Source organism: Kocuria sp. CPCC 205263, assembly GCF_040981075.1.
GTDB lineage: Bacteria > Actinomycetota > Actinomycetes > Actinomycetales > Micrococcaceae > Kocuria > Kocuria rosea.
In genome coordinates this window covers 423,675-442,779 of sequence record NZ_JAVKPV010000001.1, presented here as the reverse complement: position 1 = coordinate 442,779, position 19,105 = coordinate 423,675, and the positions used below count along the sequence as shown (strand labels likewise).

The following is a 19,105-nucleotide window of genomic DNA, read 5'->3' as shown; positions in this document are numbered from 1 at the left end:
CCGTGCCGGGTCAGGACGCCGGTGCGGCGCTCCAGCGCAGCAGGGCCGCGACGTCCGTGCCGTGGGGCAGCGCCCCCGGCGGCACGAAGACGGGGCGGCCGTCGGTCAGCACCGCGGCGCGCACCAGCGCGGCGTCGGCGGAGACCCGGCCCAGCACGCCGGCGCCCACGGCCTCCGACTCCTCCAGGGCGATCCACGGCTCGGCGTCCAGGGCGATGAGCTGCTGCTCCGTGTCCAGGTGGGTGTCGTCGAGCAGCAGCGTCTCCGCCTGGGCCTGCTGCAGGGCCGAGACCACGGGCGCCATCCCCGAGACGGCGGTGGGGTCCGCGCGTCCCTGCTGCTCGGCGAGCCGCTCGAGCAGCGCCTGCTGGCGGTGCGCCACGACCTCCGCCACGCGCTCCTCGACCTGGTGGTCGAAGTCGGCGGACTTGCTGCCCTCCGCCCGGGTGTTGGCGTCGACGACGCTCAGCATCGCCCGGCTCGCCTTGGACAGCTGCTCCTCGACCAGGCCCCGGGCCCGCAGGTCCCCGGCCAGGACGACGAGCTGCGCCCCGCTCTCGGCCACGACCTTGTCGATCTGCTCGGCCACCTGCTCGGTGTTGCGCCGCCACACGTCCTCCGTGTGCCGCTGCCAGCGTCCCTGCGACCAGCCGCCCCCGGGGAACTTCTTCAGGTGCTCGGTCTCGCCCTCGATCTGCTGCTCGTCCGCGGCCCGGACGCGGCTGGCGTGCTGGAGGCAGATCTCGCCGCCGTCCCGGCCCACCTCGGCGACCACGTACGGGAAGTCGTCCGGGCGGTGCCGGAACAGGGGAGTGAGATCGGGGACGTCCTCCACCTGGACGACACCGCGGCCGGCCCGGGGACCGGGGAGGACCTCGTCGACCTCCACGGTGCCTCCGCGCACCAGCAGGTACCGGCACACCGGGTCCGGCACGCCCTCGGCCGGGCGCACGGCGGCCTCCACCGCGGCGAGATCGGCCTTGCTCGCGCCCTGGCGCTCCAGCTCTCGGCAGATGTTCTCCGGAAGCACGTCGATGGCGTGCAGCGAGTCGACGGTGCCGGTGCTGATGTCCGTGTAGACGGTGCACCAGGGACCCTTGCTCTTGAACAGTTCGGCGTAGCGGTGGAATCGGCTCGTCATGATCGACAACTCCTGCTGTTGAGCGGTGCTTCCTGTGGTGCAGACCACGTTATCCGACCACCAGGGGGCTGGGAACAGACGACCCGACGAGTAGGGTCGGAGGCACACGACCGGCCCCACGGCCGGTGGTCCCGCAGGTCCCACGACGCAGGAGGCAGCCATGAGCGACGTACCCGAGTACGACGAGGCCGACCGGCTCGAGCAGTCGATCGACGCCGATCAGCAGGATCTCGACGACCAGGACGAGGAGGCTCCGGTGCACGCGCCCGACCGCTCGGAGGCGTCCTCGCTCGAGGCGAACCCCGACGACCTCGTGGAGCAGGACCAGGAGGTCGTCCTCGACGAGCCGCAGGAGGTCTTCACGCTCGAGGAGGAGTGAGCCGCGCACCGCGCGGGGCACGGACCCCGCGCGGTGCGTCACACCGCGGACCAGCCGCCGTCCGAGGGCATGATCACGCCGTTGACGTTGGAGGCGTCGTCGCTCGCGAGGAAGGCGATGACGGCGGCGACCTGCTCGGCCGTGGCCGTGTAGGGGATGTTCTGCATGAACCCCGCCATCCGCCCGGGGAAGAGGTCCGAGACCATGGGCGCCTCGATGCCCGTGGCCGTGGCGCCGGGGGCGACCGCGTTGGTGCGGATGCCGTCCGCGGCGTGCATGAGAGCGGTGCTCTTCGTCAGCCCGGCCACGGCGTGCTTGGAGGCGGTGTAGGCCGCGCCCGCGGCGGAGCCGCGCAGGGCCGCCTCGGAGGCCACGTTGACGATCGCTCCCCGTCCGGAGGCCCGGAGCAGCGGGATCGCCGCGCGGGTCAGCCGCATGACGGAGCCGACGTTCACGGCGAAGACCCGATCCCACGTCGCGTCGTCCACCTCGGCGACGGACTCGAAGCGGTCCATAATCCCGGCGTTGTTGACCAGCACGTCGAGCCGCCCCTCGGTCGCCGCCAGCACGCGGCCCACCGCCCCCTCGTCCGTGAGGTCCGCGAGCACGGGGAACAGCGGCAGGCGCGGCGCGCCCGCCACCAGGGCCTCCAGCCGGCGGGCCGACAGGTCGACCACCACCACCGTGGCCCCCTCGCCGGCCAGGCGCAGCGCAGTGGCGCGCCCGATGCCCGAGCCCGCCCCGGTGACCACGGCGGTCCTGCCGGTGAAGCGATGGGTGTCCACGGTTCCTCCTGGGGATGCGAGGGATGCGAGGGGTGCCCGGACGGCGGCTCCCGCGGGCCGCGCGGGCCACGGCGCCGCCCTCTTCATTGTGGTGCGGAACGGGCCCGGAAGAACTTCTCGGAAAAAATGTGACCTGCTGCATCCACGGAGGGGTCCACGGCAGTAGTACGGGTGCAAGGTCGATTCCGCTTCCGCCAGGGAGCCCGTTCAAGGAGCAGTTACCATGCGCAAGACCCTTTCCGCCGCAGCAGCCCTCGGCCTCGGTGCCGGTGCCCTCAGCATGAGCTCGGCGTTCGCCGCCGAGCACGCCGAGCTCTCCGTGCTCCACGGCGTCCCCGACACCGTCGTGGACGTCTACGTCAACGGTGAGCTCACCCTCGACGACTTCGAGCCGGGCACCCTGGCCGGCCCGCTGGAGCTGCCCGCCGGCAGCTACGACCTGGCCATCACGGCCCCCGACGCCGCCGATGCCTCGGAGCCGATCATCGGTCCCGTCACCGCCGACCTGCAGACCGCGATGAGCTACACGGCCGCGGCCCACCTCGACGGCGAGGGCAGCCCCACGGCCGCCGTGTTCACCAACGACATGTCCGAGATCGAGGCCGGGAAGTCGCACCTGACGGTCCGGCACGTGGCCGCGGCCCCGGCCGTGGACGTCCTCGTGGGCGACCAGGCGATCATCACCGGGCTCGAGAACCCGAACGAGGAGACCCTCCCGGTTGACGCCGGCACGGTCTCGGCGTCCGTGGCCGCCGCGGGCACCACCGACCCGGTCATCGGCCCCGCCGATCTCGAGCTCGCCGAGGGCACCCACAACATCGTGTACGCGTGGGGCTCCCTCGAGGCCGGGAACCTGGACCTCGCCGTCCAGACCCTGGAGGGCATGGAGCAGGCGCCCGAGGCCGTGCCGGGCGGCCAGTCCGGCCTCGCGGCCCAGGAGCAGCGCCCGATGCTGACCGCCGGCCTCGCGGCCGCCGGTGCGCTCGGGCTGATCGGCGCGGCGTACGGTGCCCGCCGGGTGCTCGCGGGGAACCGCCGGTAGTGAGCGGTCCTGACAGGCACGGTCCGGGTGCGCGGCAGGCCGCGGCCCACCGCGCGCCCGGACCGACAACTCCCGGCACCCGTCGTCGTCGTCTGGCGGCGGTGGGTGCCGGGGCGGTCGCCTCGGTGTCCCTGCTCGCGGCAGCGGCCGTCACCGCTCTCCCGGAGAGCGGGGCCACGCCGCCCGCGAACTCCCTGGCGGCGGGACCGTACCAGGGTGAGGAGGCGGTGCCGGCACGCGCCGGACTCGACCGTCCGGTCTCCGCGGGTGCCCCGGCGCAGTCCGCCACGGCACCCGCGGAGATCCCGGTCGCTCCCGCCACCCAGGCGCCCGCCGAGAAGATCCCCGCCCCCGTGCGGGTGGTCGTGGACGGCTCCCCGATCGACATGCCGGTGGTCCCGGTGGGGGTCGAGGACAACGGGGCCATGACCATCCCGGACAACCACGTGGAGCTGGGCTGGTACCGGTACGGTCCGTCCCCCGGGGCGGACGAGGGCGCCGCGGTCGTCGCCGGCCACGTCGACACCCTCACCGAGGTCACGCCGATGGCGCAGCTCAAGGACGTGCCGGTCGGGGCGGAGGTCCGCGTGGAGCGCGCGGACGGGAGCGTCCAGCGCTACCGCACCGAGTCCGTCCAGCACGTGCACAAGAAGTCCCTCGCGGAGGCAGACCTGTTCCGCCGGACCGGCGAGCCGGTGCTCCACCTCGTGACGTGCGGCGGGGAGTGGCTCGAGGAGATCGGGGACTACGAGGACAACGTGGTGCTGCGGGCGGTCCCGGTGCCCTGAGCGGCGGAGGGAGGCGAGAGGCGCATGACCGGATGGCCGGTGTCCACTAGGCTGGGCACGACTCGTGCGCCCGGGCACCGCCCGACCGCCCGCGACCTCCGCCCCACGAGGAGCCCTTCCACGATGCCGACGCCGCCCCCGGAATGGGGACCCGAGCTCGACGCCGCGTTCGCCGCGGGGGACGAGCAGGCGCTGAGTGCCGCGTACAGGCACTGCGCCGGGGTCATCCGGGGTCTCGCCCTCCGGGCCCTGCGCGACGACGCGGGTGCCGACGACGTGGTGCAGGAGGTCTTCATCCGGGCGTGGAAGTACCGGTCCGGCTACCGTCCCGAGCACTCCTCGGCCCCCGCCTGGCTCATCGGGATCGCGCGCAACTGCATCGCCGACGCCGCGAGGACCGCCGGCCGCGAGGCGGAGCGGCGCCAGGCGGACGCGGTGCGCACCGACCGGGAGCCGCGGCACGAGGAGTCGGACCTGCTGGTGGACCGGCTCGTGGTGCGGGCGGAGGTCGAGCGGCTCGGGCCCCCGAAGTCGACGATCATGGCGCTGGCGTTCTACGAGGAGCTCACGCACCAGCAGATCGCACAGCACCTGGACCTGCCCCTCGGCACGGTCAAGAGTCATCTGAGGCGCGGCCTCACGAACCTACGAACACGATTGGGAGACGGTCATGGCACACCTGAGTGAGGAGTCGCTGACGCTCCTGGCTCTGGGTGAGGCCGTCGGCCCCCAGAGCCGGGAGCACGTCGCCGCCTGCCCGGACTGCGCGGCCGAGCTCGCGTCCCTGCAGCGCGTCGTGCACGCCGGCCGGGCCGAGGCGCCCGCCGTGGCGCCCCCCGGCCCCGGGGTCTGGGCCGCGATCCACGCCGAGCTGGGCCTCTCCGACGAGGTCGCGGCGGATCCGCTCGCCGGCACCCGGGACGGCGCCCGCGGCGACACCGCCGCCGAGGACAGCACCGGCACCGCCGGTGACCCCACGGGCTCCGCGGCCGGCCCGCGGGGCGACGACGGCGCCGGGCGCGGCGGGGCGACCGTCGTCGACCTCGACGCCCACCGGCGCAGGCCCCGGCGCGGGGTGCCGTACCCCCTGGCGGCCGCCGCGGCCGCCGCGGCGCTGCTCGTGGGCGGCGTCTCGGTCTGGGGCGCGCAGCGCCTGGGCCTGGAGCCGGACCCCACGGTGCTGGCCACGGCGGAGCTCGAGCCCCTCGCCGGCTACACCGCCCGCGGCTCGGCGGAGGTGGACGAGCGCCCGGACGGGACCCGTCAGCTGGTGGTGCGGACCGACCCCGCCGACGTGGACGGGTTCAAGGAGGTCTGGCTGCTCGCCCCCGACGCGCAGCGGATGGTCAGCCTCGGCGTGATGGCCGGTGACGAGGCGGTGTTCGTGCTGCCCGAGAACCTGGACGTCGGCGAGTTCCCGGTCGTGGACGTCTCGAACGAGCCGATCGACGGTGACCCGACGCACTCGGGGGACTCGATCGTGCGCGGCGTCCTGGAGGTCTGAGCGCGGGCTCGGCCCCTCAGAGCAGGGCCGAGGTCAGCCGGGCCACGTTGTCGGCGTACTTGTGCCACAGCGGCCGCCGGTTCCACGCGTCGAAGTCGAGCAGGGTGCTGGCCTCGTGGAACTCGGCGACCACCGCGTCCATCCGCCGCCGGAAGTCCCGGTCCGCGATGAGCACGGAGACCTCGAGGTCCAGGGCGAACGAGCGCTCGTCCATGTTGGACGAGCCGATCACGGAGACGTAGTCGTCCACGAGCACGAACTTGGCGTGCAGCACGGTGGGGGAGCGGTACCGGTAGATCTTCACGCCGGCCTCGACGAGCTCCTGGTAGTAGGAGTTCTGGGCGTGGTAGGCGAGGAAGTGGTCGGAGGTCTCGCCCACGAACAGCCGCACGTCCACCCCGGACTGCGCCTCGGTGGTCAGCGCGTGCATCAGCGACTCGTCCGGGACGAAGTACGGGCTGGCGATGACGATCTGCTCGTTGGCGTTGTAGATCAGGTGGTTGAACAGGCGCAGGTTGTTCTCCGTCTCGAACCCGGGGCCGGAGGGCACGACCTGGGCGAAGACCGGCCCCTGGGTGTCCGGGAGGTCGCGGGCGGCCTCGTCGAGCAGGAGGTCGCCGGTCTCGGAGTACCAATCGCTCGTGAACAGGGCGTTGAGCTCGGCGACCACGGGACCGGTGCACTCGAGCATCAGGTCCTTCCACTCGAGCCCCTTCCGGCGGTTCCGGCGCTTGTTGTAGGAGCGGTGGATGATGTTCTGCGAACCCGTGTAGGCCAGGGAGCCGTCGACCACGAGGATCTTGCGGTGGTTGCGCAGGTCGGGCCGCTGCCACTCGCCCTTCCACGGTCGGACGGGCAGCATGCGCTGCCACGGCAGCCCGGCCTCGTCGAAGCGCTTGATCATCCCCCGGTACCCCGGATAGCCCACGGAGCCGAGGTGGTCGATGAGCACCCGCACCCGCACCCCCCGCCGGTGGGCGCGCACCAGGGATTCCAGGAGGGGACGGGAGGCGTCGTCGATGGCCACGATGTAGAACTCGAAGTGGACGTAGTCCCGGGCCCGGTCCACGGCGTCCGCCATGATCCGCATCGCCTCGTGGTTGTCGGTGAGGATTTCGAAGGAGTTGCCGCCGACCATGGGCAGGGCGCCGAGCTTGTAGTTCAGGGCCGCGGTGGAGGCCACCCACTCGGGTAGCTCCTCGTCCGTGTTGCCCAGGATGTGGAGGTCCGGGGTGTTCTCGCGGATGACGTCGTTCATCTTCGCCTGCATCGCCATCCGCTTCTTCGGCAGCTTGGCGGAGCCGATGGCCAGGAACAGCAGGACCCCCAGGTAGGGCAACAGGAAGATCGCGAGCAGCCAGGCCAGGGCCACGGAGGGCCGCCGGTTGTGCGGGATCCAGCCCAGGGCCACCAGGTTGATGAGCAGCCCCAGCACCAGCACGACGATCGTCGCGGTCTCCGGGAGGAGGTGCGCGGGGATGCCGCTGAAGGGGAACAGGGCCGGGATCACCTCGCCAGTCTAGGTTCCGGCGCCGCGCGGTCTACGCAGGGCGCGGCAGGACGTAGTCGGTCTCCGGACCGGGGGTCTCGCGGTGGACGAAGCCCGCGGCGACGAGCACCTGCGCGGCCGGCGCGTTGTCCCCGGGCACGCTGGCGCGGACCCCGGTGACCGCGGGGTCCGCGAACGCGACGCCGAGAAGCGCGGTGATGCCCTCCTGCGCGTAGCCCAGGTTCCGGCGGTCCGCGGCGAGGGAGCCCACGATCTCGAGCTCGTCGTCGATCGGGGGGCCCACGAAGCCGGCCGTGCCGACGATCTCGCCGGTCGACTTCTCCACGACGGCCATCCGCGCGTACACGGACTCCGTGAAGAAGTAGCCCCCGGCCATGAGGGATTCGCGGGCGAAGTCCATGTCCTCGGCGGTCGGGAAGCCGTGGGCGAAGTGGGCGCTGTGCTCGCCGGCCGCCACGGCGTCGAGCTCCTCGGCGGTGAAGGGGCGGAGCAGGAGCCGTTCCGTCTCCAGGACGGGTGCGGGGCGCTGGGCCTCGAGGTCCTCAGTCATGCTGGTGCTGCTTTCTGCGGGTCCGGGTGCCGAGGGTGGACTGGGTGGATCCGTGGAGCGGGGTGCAGGGGGCGGGGATCCGCCCCCGGCGGATCAGCCGAAGTACTTCGGCAGCGTGCCCTCGTGCGCGGTGCGGAGCTCGTCCAGGCCGATGCCAAACTCGCTCTGCACGTCCAGCGCGCGGTTCTCGGTGTCCACCACGCCGATCCGCGTGTGGGGATAGGCGCGCATGGTGCACATGTCCTTGAACCGTACTTCCTCGCTGCGCGGCACGGCCACCACGGCCCGTCCCTGGGTCTCGGAGAAGAGCATGGTGAACAGGTCCACGCCGTCGCGCTCGCACACCTCGCCCAGCCCGATGCGCGCACCGGTGTCGAAGCGCAGCGCCATCTCGGCGAGGGTCGCCGCGAGGCCGCCCTCGGCGACGTCGTGCGCGGCGTCGATCATGCCGTCGCGGGACATGTTGATCAGCAGGTCGCCGAGCAGCTTCTCCTGGGCGAGGTCCACGGCCGGGGGGAGCCCGCCGAGGTGCCCGCGGAGGTTCGCCCACTCGGAGCCGTCCAGCTCGTCCCGGGTGGTCCCGAGCAGGTAGATCGCCTGGCCGTCCTCGCGCCAGCCCGACGGCGTGCGCCGCCTGACGTCGTCGAGCACGCCCAGCATCGCCACCACGGGCGTCGGGTGGATGGCCACGCCGCCGGTCTGGTTGTAGAGGGAGACGTTGCCGCCCGTCACGGGCACCCCCAGCTGCTGGCAGCCGTCGGCGAGCCCGCGCACGGCCTCGGCGAACTGCCACATGGTCTCCGGGTCCTCGGGGGAGCCGAAGTTCAGGCAGTCGGAGACGGCCGCAGGGCGGGCGCCGGCGGTGGCCACGTTGCGGTAGGCCTCGGCCAGGGCCAGCTGCGCGCCGGCGTACGGGTCCAGGTAGGCGTAGCGGCCGTTGCAGTCGGTGGACAGGGCCACGCCGAGGCCGGTCTCCTCGTCCACGCGGACCACTCCGGCGTCGTCGGGCATCGCCATGGCGGTGTTGCCCTGCACGTAGCGGTCGTACTGGTCGGTGACCCAGTCCTTGGCGCAGAGGTTCGGGGAGGCCATGAGCTCGAGGACGGCGTGCTTGAGCTCCGCGCCCGAGGGCCGCCCGGCGTCGGCCGGGGAGCCGGCGAAGCGGTCCGCCTGGAGCCGGTCCTGGTCCGCGGGACGGGCGTAGGGCCGGTCGTAGACGGGGCCCTCGTGGGCGACGGTGCGGGGATCGACGTCGACGATGACCTCGTCGTCCCACTCGATCAGGAGCCGGCCGGTGCCGGTGACCTCCCCGATCCAGGAGTGCTCGACGTCCCACTTGTCCATCACGGCCTCGAAGGCGGCGACCTTCTCGGGGGTCACGACCGCCATCATGCGCTCCTGGGACTCCGACATGAGGATCTCGCCCGGGGTCAGGGTGGGGTCGCGCAGGAGGACCTGGGTCAGGTCCACGTGCATACCGCCCTCCCCGTTGGAGGCCAGCTCCGAGGTGGCGCACGAGATGCCCGCGGCCCCCAGGTCCTGGATGCCCTCCACGAGGGAGCCCTTGAACAGCTCGAGGCAGCACTCGATGAGCACCTTCTCCGCGAACGGGTCGCCGACCTGGACGGCCGGCCGCTTGGACGGCTTGGCGTCGTCGAAGGACTCCGAGGCGAGCACGGAGGCGCCCCCGATGCCGTCGCCGCCGGTGCGGGCGCCGAACAGCACCACCCTGTTGCCCACGCCGGAGGCGTTGGCGAGGCGGATGTCCTCGTGGCGCATCACGCCCACGGCGAGCGCGTTGACGAGCGGGTTGCCCTGGTAGCAGGAGTCGAAGACGACCTCCCCGCCCACGTTGGGCAGGCCCAGGGAGTTGCCGTAGCCGCCCACGCCCGCCACCACGCCGTGCACCACGCGCGCGGTGTCCGGGTGGTCGATCGCCCCGAAGCGCAGCGGGTCCATGACGGCCACGGGCCGGGCGCCCATCGAGATGATGTCGCGCACGATCCCGCCGACGCCCGTGGCGGCACCCTGGTAGGGCTCCACGTAGGACGGGTGGTTGTGGGACTCGATCTTGAAGGTCACGGCCCAGCCGTCCCCGAGGTCGGTGACGCCGGCGTTCTCGCCGATGCCCACCAGCAGGTCCTTCTTCATCTCCTCGGTGACCTTCTCGCCGAACTGGCGCAGGTGGACCTTGGAGGACTTGTAGGAGCAGTGCTCGGACCACATCACCGAGTACATGGCGAGCTCCGCGGCGGTGGGCCGGCGGCCGAGGATCTTCTTGATCTCCTCGAACTCGTTGTCCTTGAGGCCCAGCTCGGCCCAGGGCAGCTCGGTGTCGGGGGTGGCCGTCGCGTGCTCGACGGTGTCCAGGTTGAAGTGCTTGTCGCTCATGGAGTGCTCGGTGTCCCTTACTTGACCAGTGCCTTGAGGGCGGAGACGAACAGGCCCAGCCCGTCCGTGCCGTCGCGCATGCCGACCTCGCCGGAGGCCGAGGAGTCCGCGCCGAAGCCCGGCTCAACCGCGTGCTCCGGGTGCGGCATGAGGCCCACCACGTTGCCGCCGGCGTTGCAGATCCCGGCGATGTCCCGCCGGGACCCGTTGGGGTTGCCCCCGACGTAGCGGAAGACCACGCGGCCCTCGGCCTCGAGGGCGTCGAGGGTCCGCTCGTCCGCCACGTACTGGCCGTCCTGGTTCTTGAGCGGGACCACGATCTCCTGGCCCTGCTCGAAATCGGTGGTCCACACGGTCGTGCTGTTCTCCACGCGCAGCCGCTGGTCCCGGCACAGGAACTTCAGGCGCTCGTTCTTGATCATCGAGCCCGGCAGCAGGTGCGACTCGGTGAGCATCTGGAAGCCGTTGCAGATGCCGAGGACCGGCAGCGGGGCGGACCCCGAGGTGCCCGCGGCGTTCGCGCCGTCGATGATCGGCTCCATGATCGGGGCGAACCGGGCGATGGCCCCGGCGCGCAGGTAGTCGCCGTAGGAGAAGCCGCCGGGCAGGATCACGGCGTCGACGCCCTGCAGGTCCTCGTCGGCGTACCAGAGGGGGACGGGGGTGCCGCCGGCGAGCTCGACGGCCCGCGCCGCGTCGCGGTCGTCGAGGGTGCCGGGGAAGGTCACGACGCCGACGCGCGCGCCGGCGAGCCCGGCGTCCGGCGCGGGGCCGGAGAGGTCCGCGATCAGGGGGGTCTCGAAACCTGCCATGCTCAGTTCTCCTCGGTCTCGTCGAGCACGGCCACGCGCACGACGTCCTCGATGACGGGGTTGGAGAGCAGCTTCTCCGCGGCCTCGCGGGCCTGGGCCAGCGCGTCCTCGGTGGCCTCGCCGTCGACGGTCAGCTCGAAGCGCTTGCCCTGCCGGACACCGGCGAAGCCGTCTAGGCCGATGCGGGGCAGCTCGTTGGCGATCGCCTTCCCCTGCGGGTCGAGGATCTCGGGCTTGGGCATGACTTCGACAACAATGCGGGCCATCGGGGAACTCCTGAGGGTCGAGCAGCGGGCCGGGATCCGGCGAACGGTGACCATCCTATCGTTTCGCCGCACGCCGGGCCCGTCGGGCCCGGACCGCCCGCTGGGTGTGGTAGGGGTCACCCGCCGGCCTCCAGGTGTTCTCCAAGGCGCCTCCGGTAGACCCTGGTGCCATGAGCACTGCACCGGGGAGCGCCGGAGCCGGAGCCGGCGCCGGAGCCGGCACCGGGGCCGGCGCGGAGGACGCGCGGCTGGTCCCGGTCTACCGCCGGGTCCTGACGTTGGTGGGGATCGGCACCGTCCTCGGCGCGCTGACCGAGCTGGCGATGCTGCGGCACTGGCAGGGGCCCGCTCAGCTGGTGCCGTGGGCGGTGCTGGCCGTGCTGCTGCTCGGGGCCGTGGCCTGGTTGGTGCGGCGCACCACCGGGACGGCCCGCACCGTGCGGGTCGCCGCGGTCGTCTCCGTGCTCGGCAGCGCCTACGGCGTCTACGAGCACGTCCTGGCGAACCTGCGGGCCGGCCCGCTGGACCCGCGGTACGCCGAGGCCTGGGACACGATGTCGGGCGCGGCCCGGCTGTGGGCGGCGACCAGCGGGGCCGTCGGGCCGTCCCCCGTGCTCGTGCCCGGCACGATGGGTCTGGCGGGGGTGCTGCTGTGGCTCGCCGTCCTCCGCTGGCGGCGCGGGACGGACTGAGCCCGGTCCTCCGCCGGCGGAGGGGAGCGGAGCGGTGCTGGAACAATGGGCCCATGACCCAGCACCCAGAGACGACCACCCCCGGACTCAGCGGCCGGGAGGCCGAGCGGCTCGCGGACGCCCTCCAGGCCCGGGACGTGACGGTCTTCGTGGACGGCACCTCCCTGCGCCTGCCGGAGGGGGCGCGCGACGCCGTCGTGGACCTCCTCTCCCGGATGACCCGCGGGGAGACCGTCACGGTGACGTCCGCCGCAGTGACCACCGCCGCGGAGCCGCCGGCGGACCCCGGGGACCTGCTGACCACCTCGCAGGCGGCCGCGCTCGCCGGGATCTCGGCCACCTATCTGCGCAACCTCACCACCGAGGGCGTCCTGCCCGTGCAGTACCGGGGCAGCCACCGCCGGATCCGGCGCGCGGACGTCCAGGCCTGGCTCGCCCGCCACGGCGAGGACGGGGCCGCCCCTGACTCCCCGGAGGACCTGCTGACCACCTCGCAGGCGGCCGCGCTCGCCGGGATCTCGGCCACCTATCTGCGCAACCTCACCACCGAGGGCACCCTGCCCGTGCAGTACCGGGGCAGCCACCGCCGGATCCGGCGCGCGGACGTCCAGGCCTGGCTCGCCGGGCGGCAGCGGCGCGACGACGACGGCGCGCCCGCGCCGCACTGAACCCGCCTCAACCGAAGCGGGCCACGACCCAGCCCTCGACCACGTCGACCGCCGTCGCCCGGAGGAGGTCCTTGGCGGGGTCCGGTGGTGCCTCCCGGCCGGCGGCCAGGGCCAGGCGGGACCCCACGAACCGCCCGTCGGCGGCGAAGACCCAGAAGTGGTTGGGGCACTCGAACGTCTCGGCGCGCCCGGCGGACTCCCGGCACACGGTGGCCAGCTGGTGCGTGCACGTGTTGCGCAGCACGTGCAGCGCGCCCCCGGCGTCACGGGTGACGAGGACCGGCCCCGTGCTGGAGGGCGCCGTCACGAAGTCGAGCGGGTCCGGCACGGCGGAGACCGCCACGATCCGCTCCCAGCCGCCGGCGGACTCCCCGGGCGCGCTCACGCCGCCGCCCCGTCGGTGGCGCGGGCCGGGTCGAGGACCTCGAGGGCCGCGCCGAGCCGGCGGCGCAGCGGCTCGGCGCGCCGGGCGAACTCCCGCTGCCGGCGCACGTACTCGGCCTTGCCCTCCGGCGTCTCGATCCGCACGGGCTCGTAGCCCCAGCCGGAAAGGTCGTAGGGGGCGGCCCGCATGTCCGTCTCCCGCACGTCCCACGCCAGCTCGAAGCAGTCCATCAGCAGCTCGGAGGGGATCCCCGGGACGAGCTTGTACGCCCACTTGTAGAGGTCCATGGTGGCGTGCAGGCAACCCGGCTGCTCCATCCGGCGCTGGGACTCCCGGGTGGGCCGCAGCTCGTTGAGCGGCACGGCCTGCGGCTGGAAGAACCGGAACGCGTCGAAGTGGGTGCACCGGATCCGGGCGGACTCCACCACGGCGTCCGTGCCCGCGGCCCCGAGCCGCAGCTCGAGCTGCTCGTGGCGGAGGCCGTTGTCCTCCGAGCGGTAGGTCATCGCCCACTCGTGCAGGCCGAAGCAGCCGAAAAAGCCCGGGTTGCCCGCGTGCGCGCCCAGCACCGCCCGGGCGAAGTCGATCGCGGGGGCCCGCCGGTCCCGGAGGGCGTCGTCGTCGACGGTCACGGCCCCGTCCCGGGCGCTGAGCCCCAGGGCCGTGATCTCGGCGCCGGTGAGCGCGCGGTAGAACTTCTCCCCGGCGCGGTCCGCGGCGTCCAGCAGCACGGTGCCCGCCCCGGGGTGCCAGCGCTTCAGCTGCGCGGGCTTGAGGGTGTAGTAGGTGAACAGGAAGTCCTCGACCGGGTGCTTGTGCCCGCGGTGGCGGCGGGCCACGAACGGGTCCGCGCGGCGCGCTGCGCGCTGCTCGTGGGCGTGCGCCCGCGGCGCCCACTCCTCGCGGGACAGGACGACGACGGGGCGGGTCACGGGACCCGCCCCGTCGTCGTCGGACCGGTGGAGTGCGGCACGGGGATCAGCGGCCGGTCCCCGCGTGGACCGTGGCCTCCTCGTCGGAGTCCAGGCCGAAGGCGCTGTGCACCACGCGCACGGCCTCGTCGAGCCGGTCGGCGGCCGTGACCACCGAGATCCGGACCTCGGAGGTCGAGATCATGTCGATGTTGATGTTCGCGGCCGCGAGCGCCTCGAAGAACGTGAAGGTCACCCCGGGGTTCGACTTCATGCCGGCGCCCACGAGGGAGAGCTTGCCCACCTCGTCGTCGTACTCCAGGCCCGCGTAGCCGATCTTCTCCTCGGCGGCGCGCAACAGGCTCATGGCCAGATCGCCCTGGGACTCGTCCACCGTGAAGGAGAGGTCCGTCAGCGGGTCGTCGCCGGTGGAGATGTTCTGCACGATCATGTCCACGTTGACCTTCGCCTCCGCGAGCAGCCGGAAGATCCGGGCGGCGATGCCGGGCTTGTCCGGCACTCCGACGACGGTGACCTTCGCCTGCGTGCGGTCGTGGGCGATGCCGGAGATGAGCGGCTGTTCCAACGGGATCTCCTTCGGGGAGGTGACGGCGTCTTCGGGGCCCGGGATGACCCAGGTGCCCTCGTTGTGGGAGAAGGACGAGCGGACGTGCAGCTTCACACCGAAGCGGCGGGCGTACTCGACGCAGCGCAGGTGCAGGATCTTCGCGCCGTTCGCGGCGAGCTCGAGCATCTCCTCGCTGCTGACCACGTCCAGCTTGCGGGCCCTGGGCGCGATGCGGGGATCGGCGGTGAACACGCCGTCGACGTCGGAGTAGATCTCGCAGACGTCGGCGTCGAGGGCCGCGGCCAGCGCCACGGCCGTGGTGTCCGAGCCGCCGCGGCCCAGGGTGGTGATGTCCTTGGTCTGGCGGTGCACGCCCTGAAACCCGGCGATGATCGCGATGTTGCCCTGGTCCAGGGACTCGCGCACGCGCAGCGGATTGACCTCCACGAGGAGGGCGGCGCCGTGCGCGCCGTCGGTGACCATCCCCGCCTGCGACCCGGTGAAGGACTGGGCGGGAACGCCCATCCCCGACACCGCCATGGCCAGCAGCGCCATGGAGATCCGCTCGCCGGCGGTGAGCAGCATGTCGAGCTCGCGGGCCGGGGGCTTGCGGGTGACCTCGTGGGCGAGGTCCAGGAGCTCGTCCGTGGTGTCGCCCATCGCGGAGACGACGACGACGACGTCGTGGCCCCTGTTGCGCGTCTCGACGATCCGCCGTGCAACGCGGCGGATGCCGTCGGCGTCCGCGACGGAGGATCCACCGAACTTCTGCACGATCAGGCTCATGGGTTCAACTCCTGTGCTCGAGGGCGGCCGGCGGTCGGGGCCGGGCCGTGCGCCCGCTCCCCGCGGCAGGGCACCAGGACATCCTACGCGAGTGCGTCAGGCGACGACCGTCCGGCCCTCGAACGCGCGGCCGAGGGTCACCTCGTCGGCGTACTCGAGATCGCCGCCCACGGGCAGCCCGGAGGCCAGGCGGGTCACGCGGATCCCGAGGGTCTTGAGCATGCGGGAGAGGTAGGTGGCGGTGGCCTCGCCCTCCAGGTTCGGGTCGGTGGCGAGCACGACCTCCTGCACGGTGTCGCCGGAGAGCCGCGTCATGAGCTCCCGGATGCGCAGCTGGTCGGGGCCGATGCCCTGGATGGGGCTGATCGCCCCGCCCAGGACGTGGTACCGGCCGCGGAAGCTGCGGGTGCGCTCGATGGCCATGACATCCTTCGACTCCTCGACCACGCAGATGACGCTGTCGTCCCGGCGGGCGTCGCGGCAGATGGCGCACTCGTCCAACTCGGACACGTTTCCGCAGATCCGGCAGAACTTCACCTTGTCCTTGACCGCCGTCATGGCCTCGGCCAGCCGCCGGACGTCCTCCTTGTCGGCGTCGAGGAGGTGGAACGCGATCCGCTGCGCGGACTTCGGCCCGACGCCGGGCAACCGGCCCAGTTCGTCGATCAGATCCTGAACAGCGCCTTCGTACACGTTTCCCTCGATTTCCGGGCCGGTGCACGGCCCTCCTGATCGTCCTCGGCCACGACGTCACCGGGGTGCCGGTGCGTGGGGCGGTCCCGGCTCACTCCCCGGTGTGGAGGTCCCGCTCCTCGATCAGCATCCCCCCGAGGATCCGCTCGATCGCGGCGCGGCCGTAGAGGGTGGAGTCCTCGAGCGCCTCGTCGTCCGAGCTGGGCACGAAGGAGTCGTCCCATTCTACGCCGCTGTCCTGCGGGGCCGCGGCGGAGGCGGGTGCCTTGCGCCCCGCGGCGATGGCCGCGGCGTGGCGCTCCCGGAAGCTCAGCCGTGCGTTCCGGTCGGCGCCGGCCGGTGCCGCCGCCGGGCCGTCCTGCTGCGGGGCGTCCTGCTGCGGGGCGGCCGGGGCCGCTGGGGCCGCCGGGTTCGCCGTCGGAGCCGGGGCAGAGGCGCCCGTCGCGGTCCGGGACCCCTCCGGGCGGGGGGCCGGGCGGGCGGTGGGGGGCGCGGCGCTGCCGGTCGACCGGTTCCCGGGCCCGCCCCCGGAGCCGGGAGCGGGCGCAGGGCTCTGCCGTGCGGGGGCCGCGGGCCGCCACTGCTCCGGGGGCGCCGCGTCCGGGTCGTCGGGGTAGGGGGGCTCGTCCGGGTACGGGGGCTCCTCGGGCGGCGGGACGTCGTCGTCCGACGGAGGGACGTCCCGGTCCCGCGCCCCCGGGGCCTCGCCGGGGAAGGCGGGGCCCGGACGCCCGGTCCGCCCGGGGCCGGACGCTGCTCCGGGCTGCGGCCCGGTCTGCGGGGCCGGCCGGTCGGCGGGCTGGGCGCCGGCGGGGTCCTCCGCCATCCGGGCCGGTCCCGGCGGCCGGGCCCCGGACTGCGCCGGAGCCCGGGGTGCGGGTGCGGCCGGGGACCCGGCAGGGGCCGCGGCCGGGGCGCCACCCTGGGGGATGGCGGCCACGGACCAGCTGTGCACGGGCTCCTGGGCCCAGGCGGGGTCGGCCCACTCCGCCGGCGCGTCCGTGGCGGGTCGGCCGTGGGCGTCCCAGGGGTCCTGGCCACCGCCGTCCCCGTCCGGGGACGCCGCGCCCGCGGCCGGCTCCGGCGCGGAGTCCGCCGCGGTGCCCGGTGCGCCGCCCGGGAGCATGCTCGCGGCCCGGGGCGGGGTCGGCTGCTGCTCCCGGCCGCGCGATCCGCCCGGCCGGTCCTGACCTCCCCGGGACCGGTCCTCGGGGGCGCGCCGCTCGGGGCGCTCCCCGTCGGTCCCGGGCCCCGGTTCGTCCGGGCGCCCGGGCGGGCGCGTCGACGGCTCCGGGCCGCGCGGGGCTCCGCCGCCACCGCCCCGGCCGTGCCCGCCGCCGCCCGGCGGGACGGCCTCCGCGCGGCAGTCGATGCCGAGGATCTGCTGGACCGCCTGCCGCAGGTCGTCCTCGAAGCGCGGGAAATTCATGAGGTCGCCTTCGGCGTCGAACATGATGCGCAGCACCTTGCCGTCGAAGGACTGCGGGGTGCCGCGCTGGACCGTGAACCACGCGACCCGGCGGATGTCCGCGAGGGCGTTGACGATCTCCGGCCAGGAGGCCCGCAGCAGGTCGATCTCGTTGCCGCCCGGCTCGCCCGCCCGGGGCGTGTCCCGGCGGGGCGCCTGCGCCGCGGCGTCCTGCCGCGGCGCGTCAGGACGCTCCGCTGCGGTGGGCGCCTCCCGTCCCGTGGACCGCTCCGGTCCGCTGTCCTCCCGGGCGGACGGGCGCTCGGGAGCCGCCGCGGCGTGCCCGGCGTCCTGCCCAGAGCCCTGGGCGGTCCGCTCTCGCGGATCCGTCCCCCGCGGGACCGCCGGGACCGCCTGCTGCGCGTCCCCGCCGGGCGCGGGCGGTGCCGGTCGCTCCGGCGCGGGGGCGGGCTGCGAGAGGCTCCGGCCCTCGGGCGGGGCGACCGGACCCGCCGGGGCGGTCGGCGCGGCCGAGGAGGCCCCGGGGAAGGGTGCGGGGGCGTCGGCGGTCTCGTCCCGACCGGCCGCGGCGGCGCCCCGCCCGATGCTCAGGCGCCGTTCCAGCCGGTCGACGCGGGCCGTGACGCCGCGCGTGGTGTCCTCCGAGGACGGCAGGAGGATGCGCGCGCACAGCAGTTCGAGGTGCAGCTGGGGCGAGGTGGCCCCCGTCATCTCGGTGAGGGCCGTGTTCGTGATGTCGGCGGCCCGGGAGAGCTCCGCCGCCCCGAGCTGGGACGCCTGGTTGCGCAGCCGGGCGATCTGGTCCTGGGGCATCCCGTGCAGGATGTTGCCCGCGGACTCCGGGACCGCGTTGACGATGATGAGGTCCCGGAACCGCTCGAGCAGGTCCTCCACGAAGCGGCGCGGGTCCTGGCCCGTCTGCACCACCCGGTCCACCGCGCGGAAGACCGTGGCGCCGTCCCCGGACGCGAAGGCGTCGACCACGTCGTCGAGCAGGGCGCCGTGTGTGTAGCCCAGCAGGGCCACGGCGAGGTCGTAGCCGATGCCCTGCTCGTCGGAGCCGGCCATGAGCTGGTCGAGCACGGAAAGGGTGTCGCGGACGGATCCGGCGCCCGCGCGGACCACGAGGGAGAGCACCCCCGGGGCCACCTGCACGTGCTCCTCGGCGCAGAGCTGCTCCAGGTAGTGCATGAGCGGCTCGGTGGGGACCAGCCGGAAGGGGTAGTGGTGGGTGCGGGACCGGATGGTCGTGAGCACCTTGCTCGGCTCGGTGGTCGCGAAGATGAACTTGATGTGCTCCGGCGGCTCCTCGACGATCTTGAGCAGGGCGTTGAAGCCCTCGCGCGTGACCATGTGCGCCTCGTCGATGATGAAGATCTTGTACCGGTCCCGGACGGGCGCGAACGTGGCGCGCTCCCGCAGGTCGCGGGCGTGGTCCACGCCGCCGTGGCTGGCCGCGTCCATCTCGATCACGTCGAGGGAGCCGGCGCCGTCCCGGGCCAGGTCGCGGCAGCTGTCGCAGCGGCCGCACGGGGTGGCGGTGGGGCCCTCCGCGCAGTTGAGGCAACGGGCCAGGATGCGGGCGGACGTGGTCTTGCCGCAGCCGCGCGGGCCGGAGAAGAGGTAGGCGTGGCTGACCCTGTCCTTGCGCAGCGCCGTCATCAGCGGCTCGGTCACGTGCTCCTGGCCGATGACGTCCTCGAAGGTCTCCGGGCGGTAGCGGCGGTACAGGGCGGTAGTCACAGATGACACCTTAGCGACGGAATCCGACAGGCGGACCGGGCGGATCGGCGCTGGGGACGCGG

General features: G+C 73.7%; 19 protein-coding genes and 1 pseudogene. 8 read left to right on the top strand and 12 right to left on the bottom strand.

Annotation, left to right across the window (positions count from 1 at the left end):
• Window positions 1–10: 10 nt before the first annotated feature.
• A complete protein-coding gene (locus RF647_RS02090; protein ID WP_368810283.1) occupies window positions 11–1,141 on the bottom strand; it encodes a Vms1/Ankzf1 family peptidyl-tRNA hydrolase in 1,131 nt (376 codons plus the stop codon).
• Between the two features lie 160 nt (window positions 1,142–1,301).
• Here RF647_RS02090 and RF647_RS02085 point away from each other — a divergent pair, with 160 nt between their 5' ends.
• Complete coding sequence (locus RF647_RS02085) at window positions 1,302–1,520, top strand: hypothetical protein (protein WP_368810282.1); 219 nt, start codon at window positions 1,302–1,304, stop codon at window positions 1,518–1,520.
• Between the two features lie 38 nt (window positions 1,521–1,558).
• Here the strand turns inward: RF647_RS02085 and RF647_RS02080 are convergent, their stop codons facing one another.
• Window positions 1,559–2,305: an SDR family NAD(P)-dependent oxidoreductase gene (locus RF647_RS02080; protein WP_284563270.1), complete on the bottom strand. Its 747-nt coding sequence runs from the start codon at window positions 2,303–2,305 to the stop codon at window positions 1,559–1,561.
• Between the two features lie 223 nt (window positions 2,306–2,528).
• Here RF647_RS02080 and RF647_RS02075 point away from each other — a divergent pair, with 223 nt between their 5' ends.
• The 4 genes from RF647_RS02075 (at window position 2,529) to RF647_RS02060 (ending at window position 5,639) form a co-directional block, all read left to right on the top strand.
• Window positions 2,529–3,347, top strand: a complete 819-nt coding sequence (locus RF647_RS02075; protein WP_368810281.1) for a DUF4397 domain-containing protein — start codon at window positions 2,529–2,531, stop codon at window positions 3,345–3,347.
• Window positions 3,348–3,574: 227 nt separating this feature from the next.
• On the top strand, window positions 3,575–4,135 hold the full coding sequence (locus RF647_RS02070; protein WP_368810280.1) for a class F sortase: 561 nt from the start codon (window positions 3,575–3,577) through the stop codon (window positions 4,133–4,135).
• A 123-nt stretch (window positions 4,136–4,258) separates the two neighbouring features.
• Window positions 4,259–4,822: an RNA polymerase sigma factor gene (locus tag RF647_RS02065; RefSeq protein ID WP_368795064.1), complete on the top strand. Its 564-nt coding sequence runs from the start codon at window positions 4,259–4,261 to the stop codon at window positions 4,820–4,822.
• Window positions 4,806–5,639 (top strand): anti-sigma factor, encoded by an 834-nt coding sequence (locus RF647_RS02060; protein ID WP_368810279.1) that lies wholly within the window; start codon window positions 4,806–4,808, stop codon window positions 5,637–5,639. Before RF647_RS02065 ends, RF647_RS02060 begins: the two co-directional genes overlap by 17 nt.
• Window positions 5,640–5,655: 16 nt before the next feature.
• Here RF647_RS02060 and cls read toward each other — a convergent pair whose 3' ends face one another.
• The 5 genes from cls to purS form a co-directional block, all read right to left on the bottom strand.
• Window positions 5,656–7,149: a cardiolipin synthase gene (gene cls / locus RF647_RS02055; protein WP_368810278.1), complete on the bottom strand. Its 1,494-nt coding sequence runs from the start codon at window positions 7,147–7,149 to the stop codon at window positions 5,656–5,658.
• Between the two features lie 31 nt (window positions 7,150–7,180).
• Entirely contained in the window at window positions 7,181–7,699 is a 519-nt protein-coding gene (locus RF647_RS02050) for a GNAT family N-acetyltransferase (protein WP_368810277.1), read from the bottom strand.
• 93 nt (window positions 7,700–7,792) lie between these two features.
• Window positions 7,793–10,090 carry a phosphoribosylformylglycinamidine synthase subunit PurL gene (gene purL / locus RF647_RS02045; protein WP_368810276.1) on the bottom strand — a complete coding sequence of 766 codons (2,298 nt, stop codon included), beginning with the start codon at window positions 10,088–10,090 and terminating at the stop codon, window positions 7,793–7,795.
• 17 nt (window positions 10,091–10,107) lie between these two features.
• Window positions 10,108–10,902 (bottom strand): phosphoribosylformylglycinamidine synthase subunit PurQ, encoded by a 795-nt coding sequence (purQ, locus tag RF647_RS02040; protein ID WP_368810275.1) that lies wholly within the window; start codon window positions 10,900–10,902, stop codon window positions 10,108–10,110.
• Window positions 10,903–10,904: 2 nt separating this feature from the next.
• Complete coding sequence (gene purS / locus RF647_RS02035; RefSeq protein ID WP_368810274.1) at window positions 10,905–11,168, bottom strand: phosphoribosylformylglycinamidine synthase subunit PurS; 264 nt, start codon at window positions 11,166–11,168, stop codon at window positions 10,905–10,907.
• Window positions 11,169–11,338: 170 nt separating this feature from the next.
• Here purS and RF647_RS02030 point away from each other — a divergent pair, with 170 nt between their 5' ends.
• The 3 genes and pseudogenes from RF647_RS02030 to RF647_RS02020 all read left to right on the top strand — a co-directional run bounded on the left by RF647_RS02030 (window position 11,339) and on the right by RF647_RS02020 (window position 12,528).
• Complete coding sequence (locus RF647_RS02030) at window positions 11,339–11,860, top strand: hypothetical protein (RefSeq protein WP_368810273.1); 522 nt, start codon at window positions 11,339–11,341, stop codon at window positions 11,858–11,860.
• A 53-nt stretch (window positions 11,861–11,913) separates the two neighbouring features.
• A pseudogene (locus RF647_RS02025) lies at window positions 11,914–12,294 on the top strand (helix-turn-helix domain-containing protein); the annotation flags it as partial.
• 45 nt (window positions 12,295–12,339) lie between these two features.
• Window positions 12,340–12,528 (top strand): helix-turn-helix domain-containing protein, encoded by a 189-nt coding sequence (locus tag RF647_RS02020; RefSeq protein WP_368810355.1) that lies wholly within the window; start codon window positions 12,340–12,342, stop codon window positions 12,526–12,528.
• A gap of 7 nt (window positions 12,529–12,535) precedes the next feature.
• Here RF647_RS02020 and RF647_RS02015 read toward each other — a convergent pair whose 3' ends face one another.
• From RF647_RS02015 to RF647_RS01995, 5 genes are all read right to left on the bottom strand, one after another.
• On the bottom strand, window positions 12,536–12,913 hold the full coding sequence (locus tag RF647_RS02015) for a Rieske 2Fe-2S domain-containing protein (RefSeq protein ID WP_368810272.1): 378 nt from the start codon (window positions 12,911–12,913) through the stop codon (window positions 12,536–12,538).
• Entirely contained in the window at window positions 12,910–13,845 is a 936-nt protein-coding gene (locus RF647_RS02010) for a 3-methyladenine DNA glycosylase (protein WP_368810271.1), read from the bottom strand. The genes RF647_RS02015 and RF647_RS02010 overlap by 4 nt, the downstream gene beginning before the upstream one ends.
• 46 nt (window positions 13,846–13,891) lie before the next feature.
• Window positions 13,892–15,178, bottom strand: a complete 1,287-nt coding sequence (locus tag RF647_RS02005; RefSeq protein WP_368810270.1) for an aspartate kinase — start codon at window positions 15,176–15,178, stop codon at window positions 13,892–13,894.
• 96 nt (window positions 15,179–15,274) lie between these two features.
• Window positions 15,275–15,871, bottom strand: a complete 597-nt coding sequence (gene recR / locus RF647_RS02000; RefSeq protein WP_368810269.1) for a recombination mediator RecR — start codon at window positions 15,869–15,871, stop codon at window positions 15,275–15,277.
• A 91-nt stretch (window positions 15,872–15,962) separates the two neighbouring features.
• The gene (locus tag RF647_RS01995; protein ID WP_368810268.1) at window positions 15,963–19,043 is read right to left on the bottom strand and encodes a DNA polymerase III subunit gamma and tau; all 3,081 of its coding nucleotides are present in this window, start codon (window positions 19,041–19,043) and stop codon (window positions 15,963–15,965) included.
• Window positions 19,044–19,105: the final 62 nt, after the last annotated feature.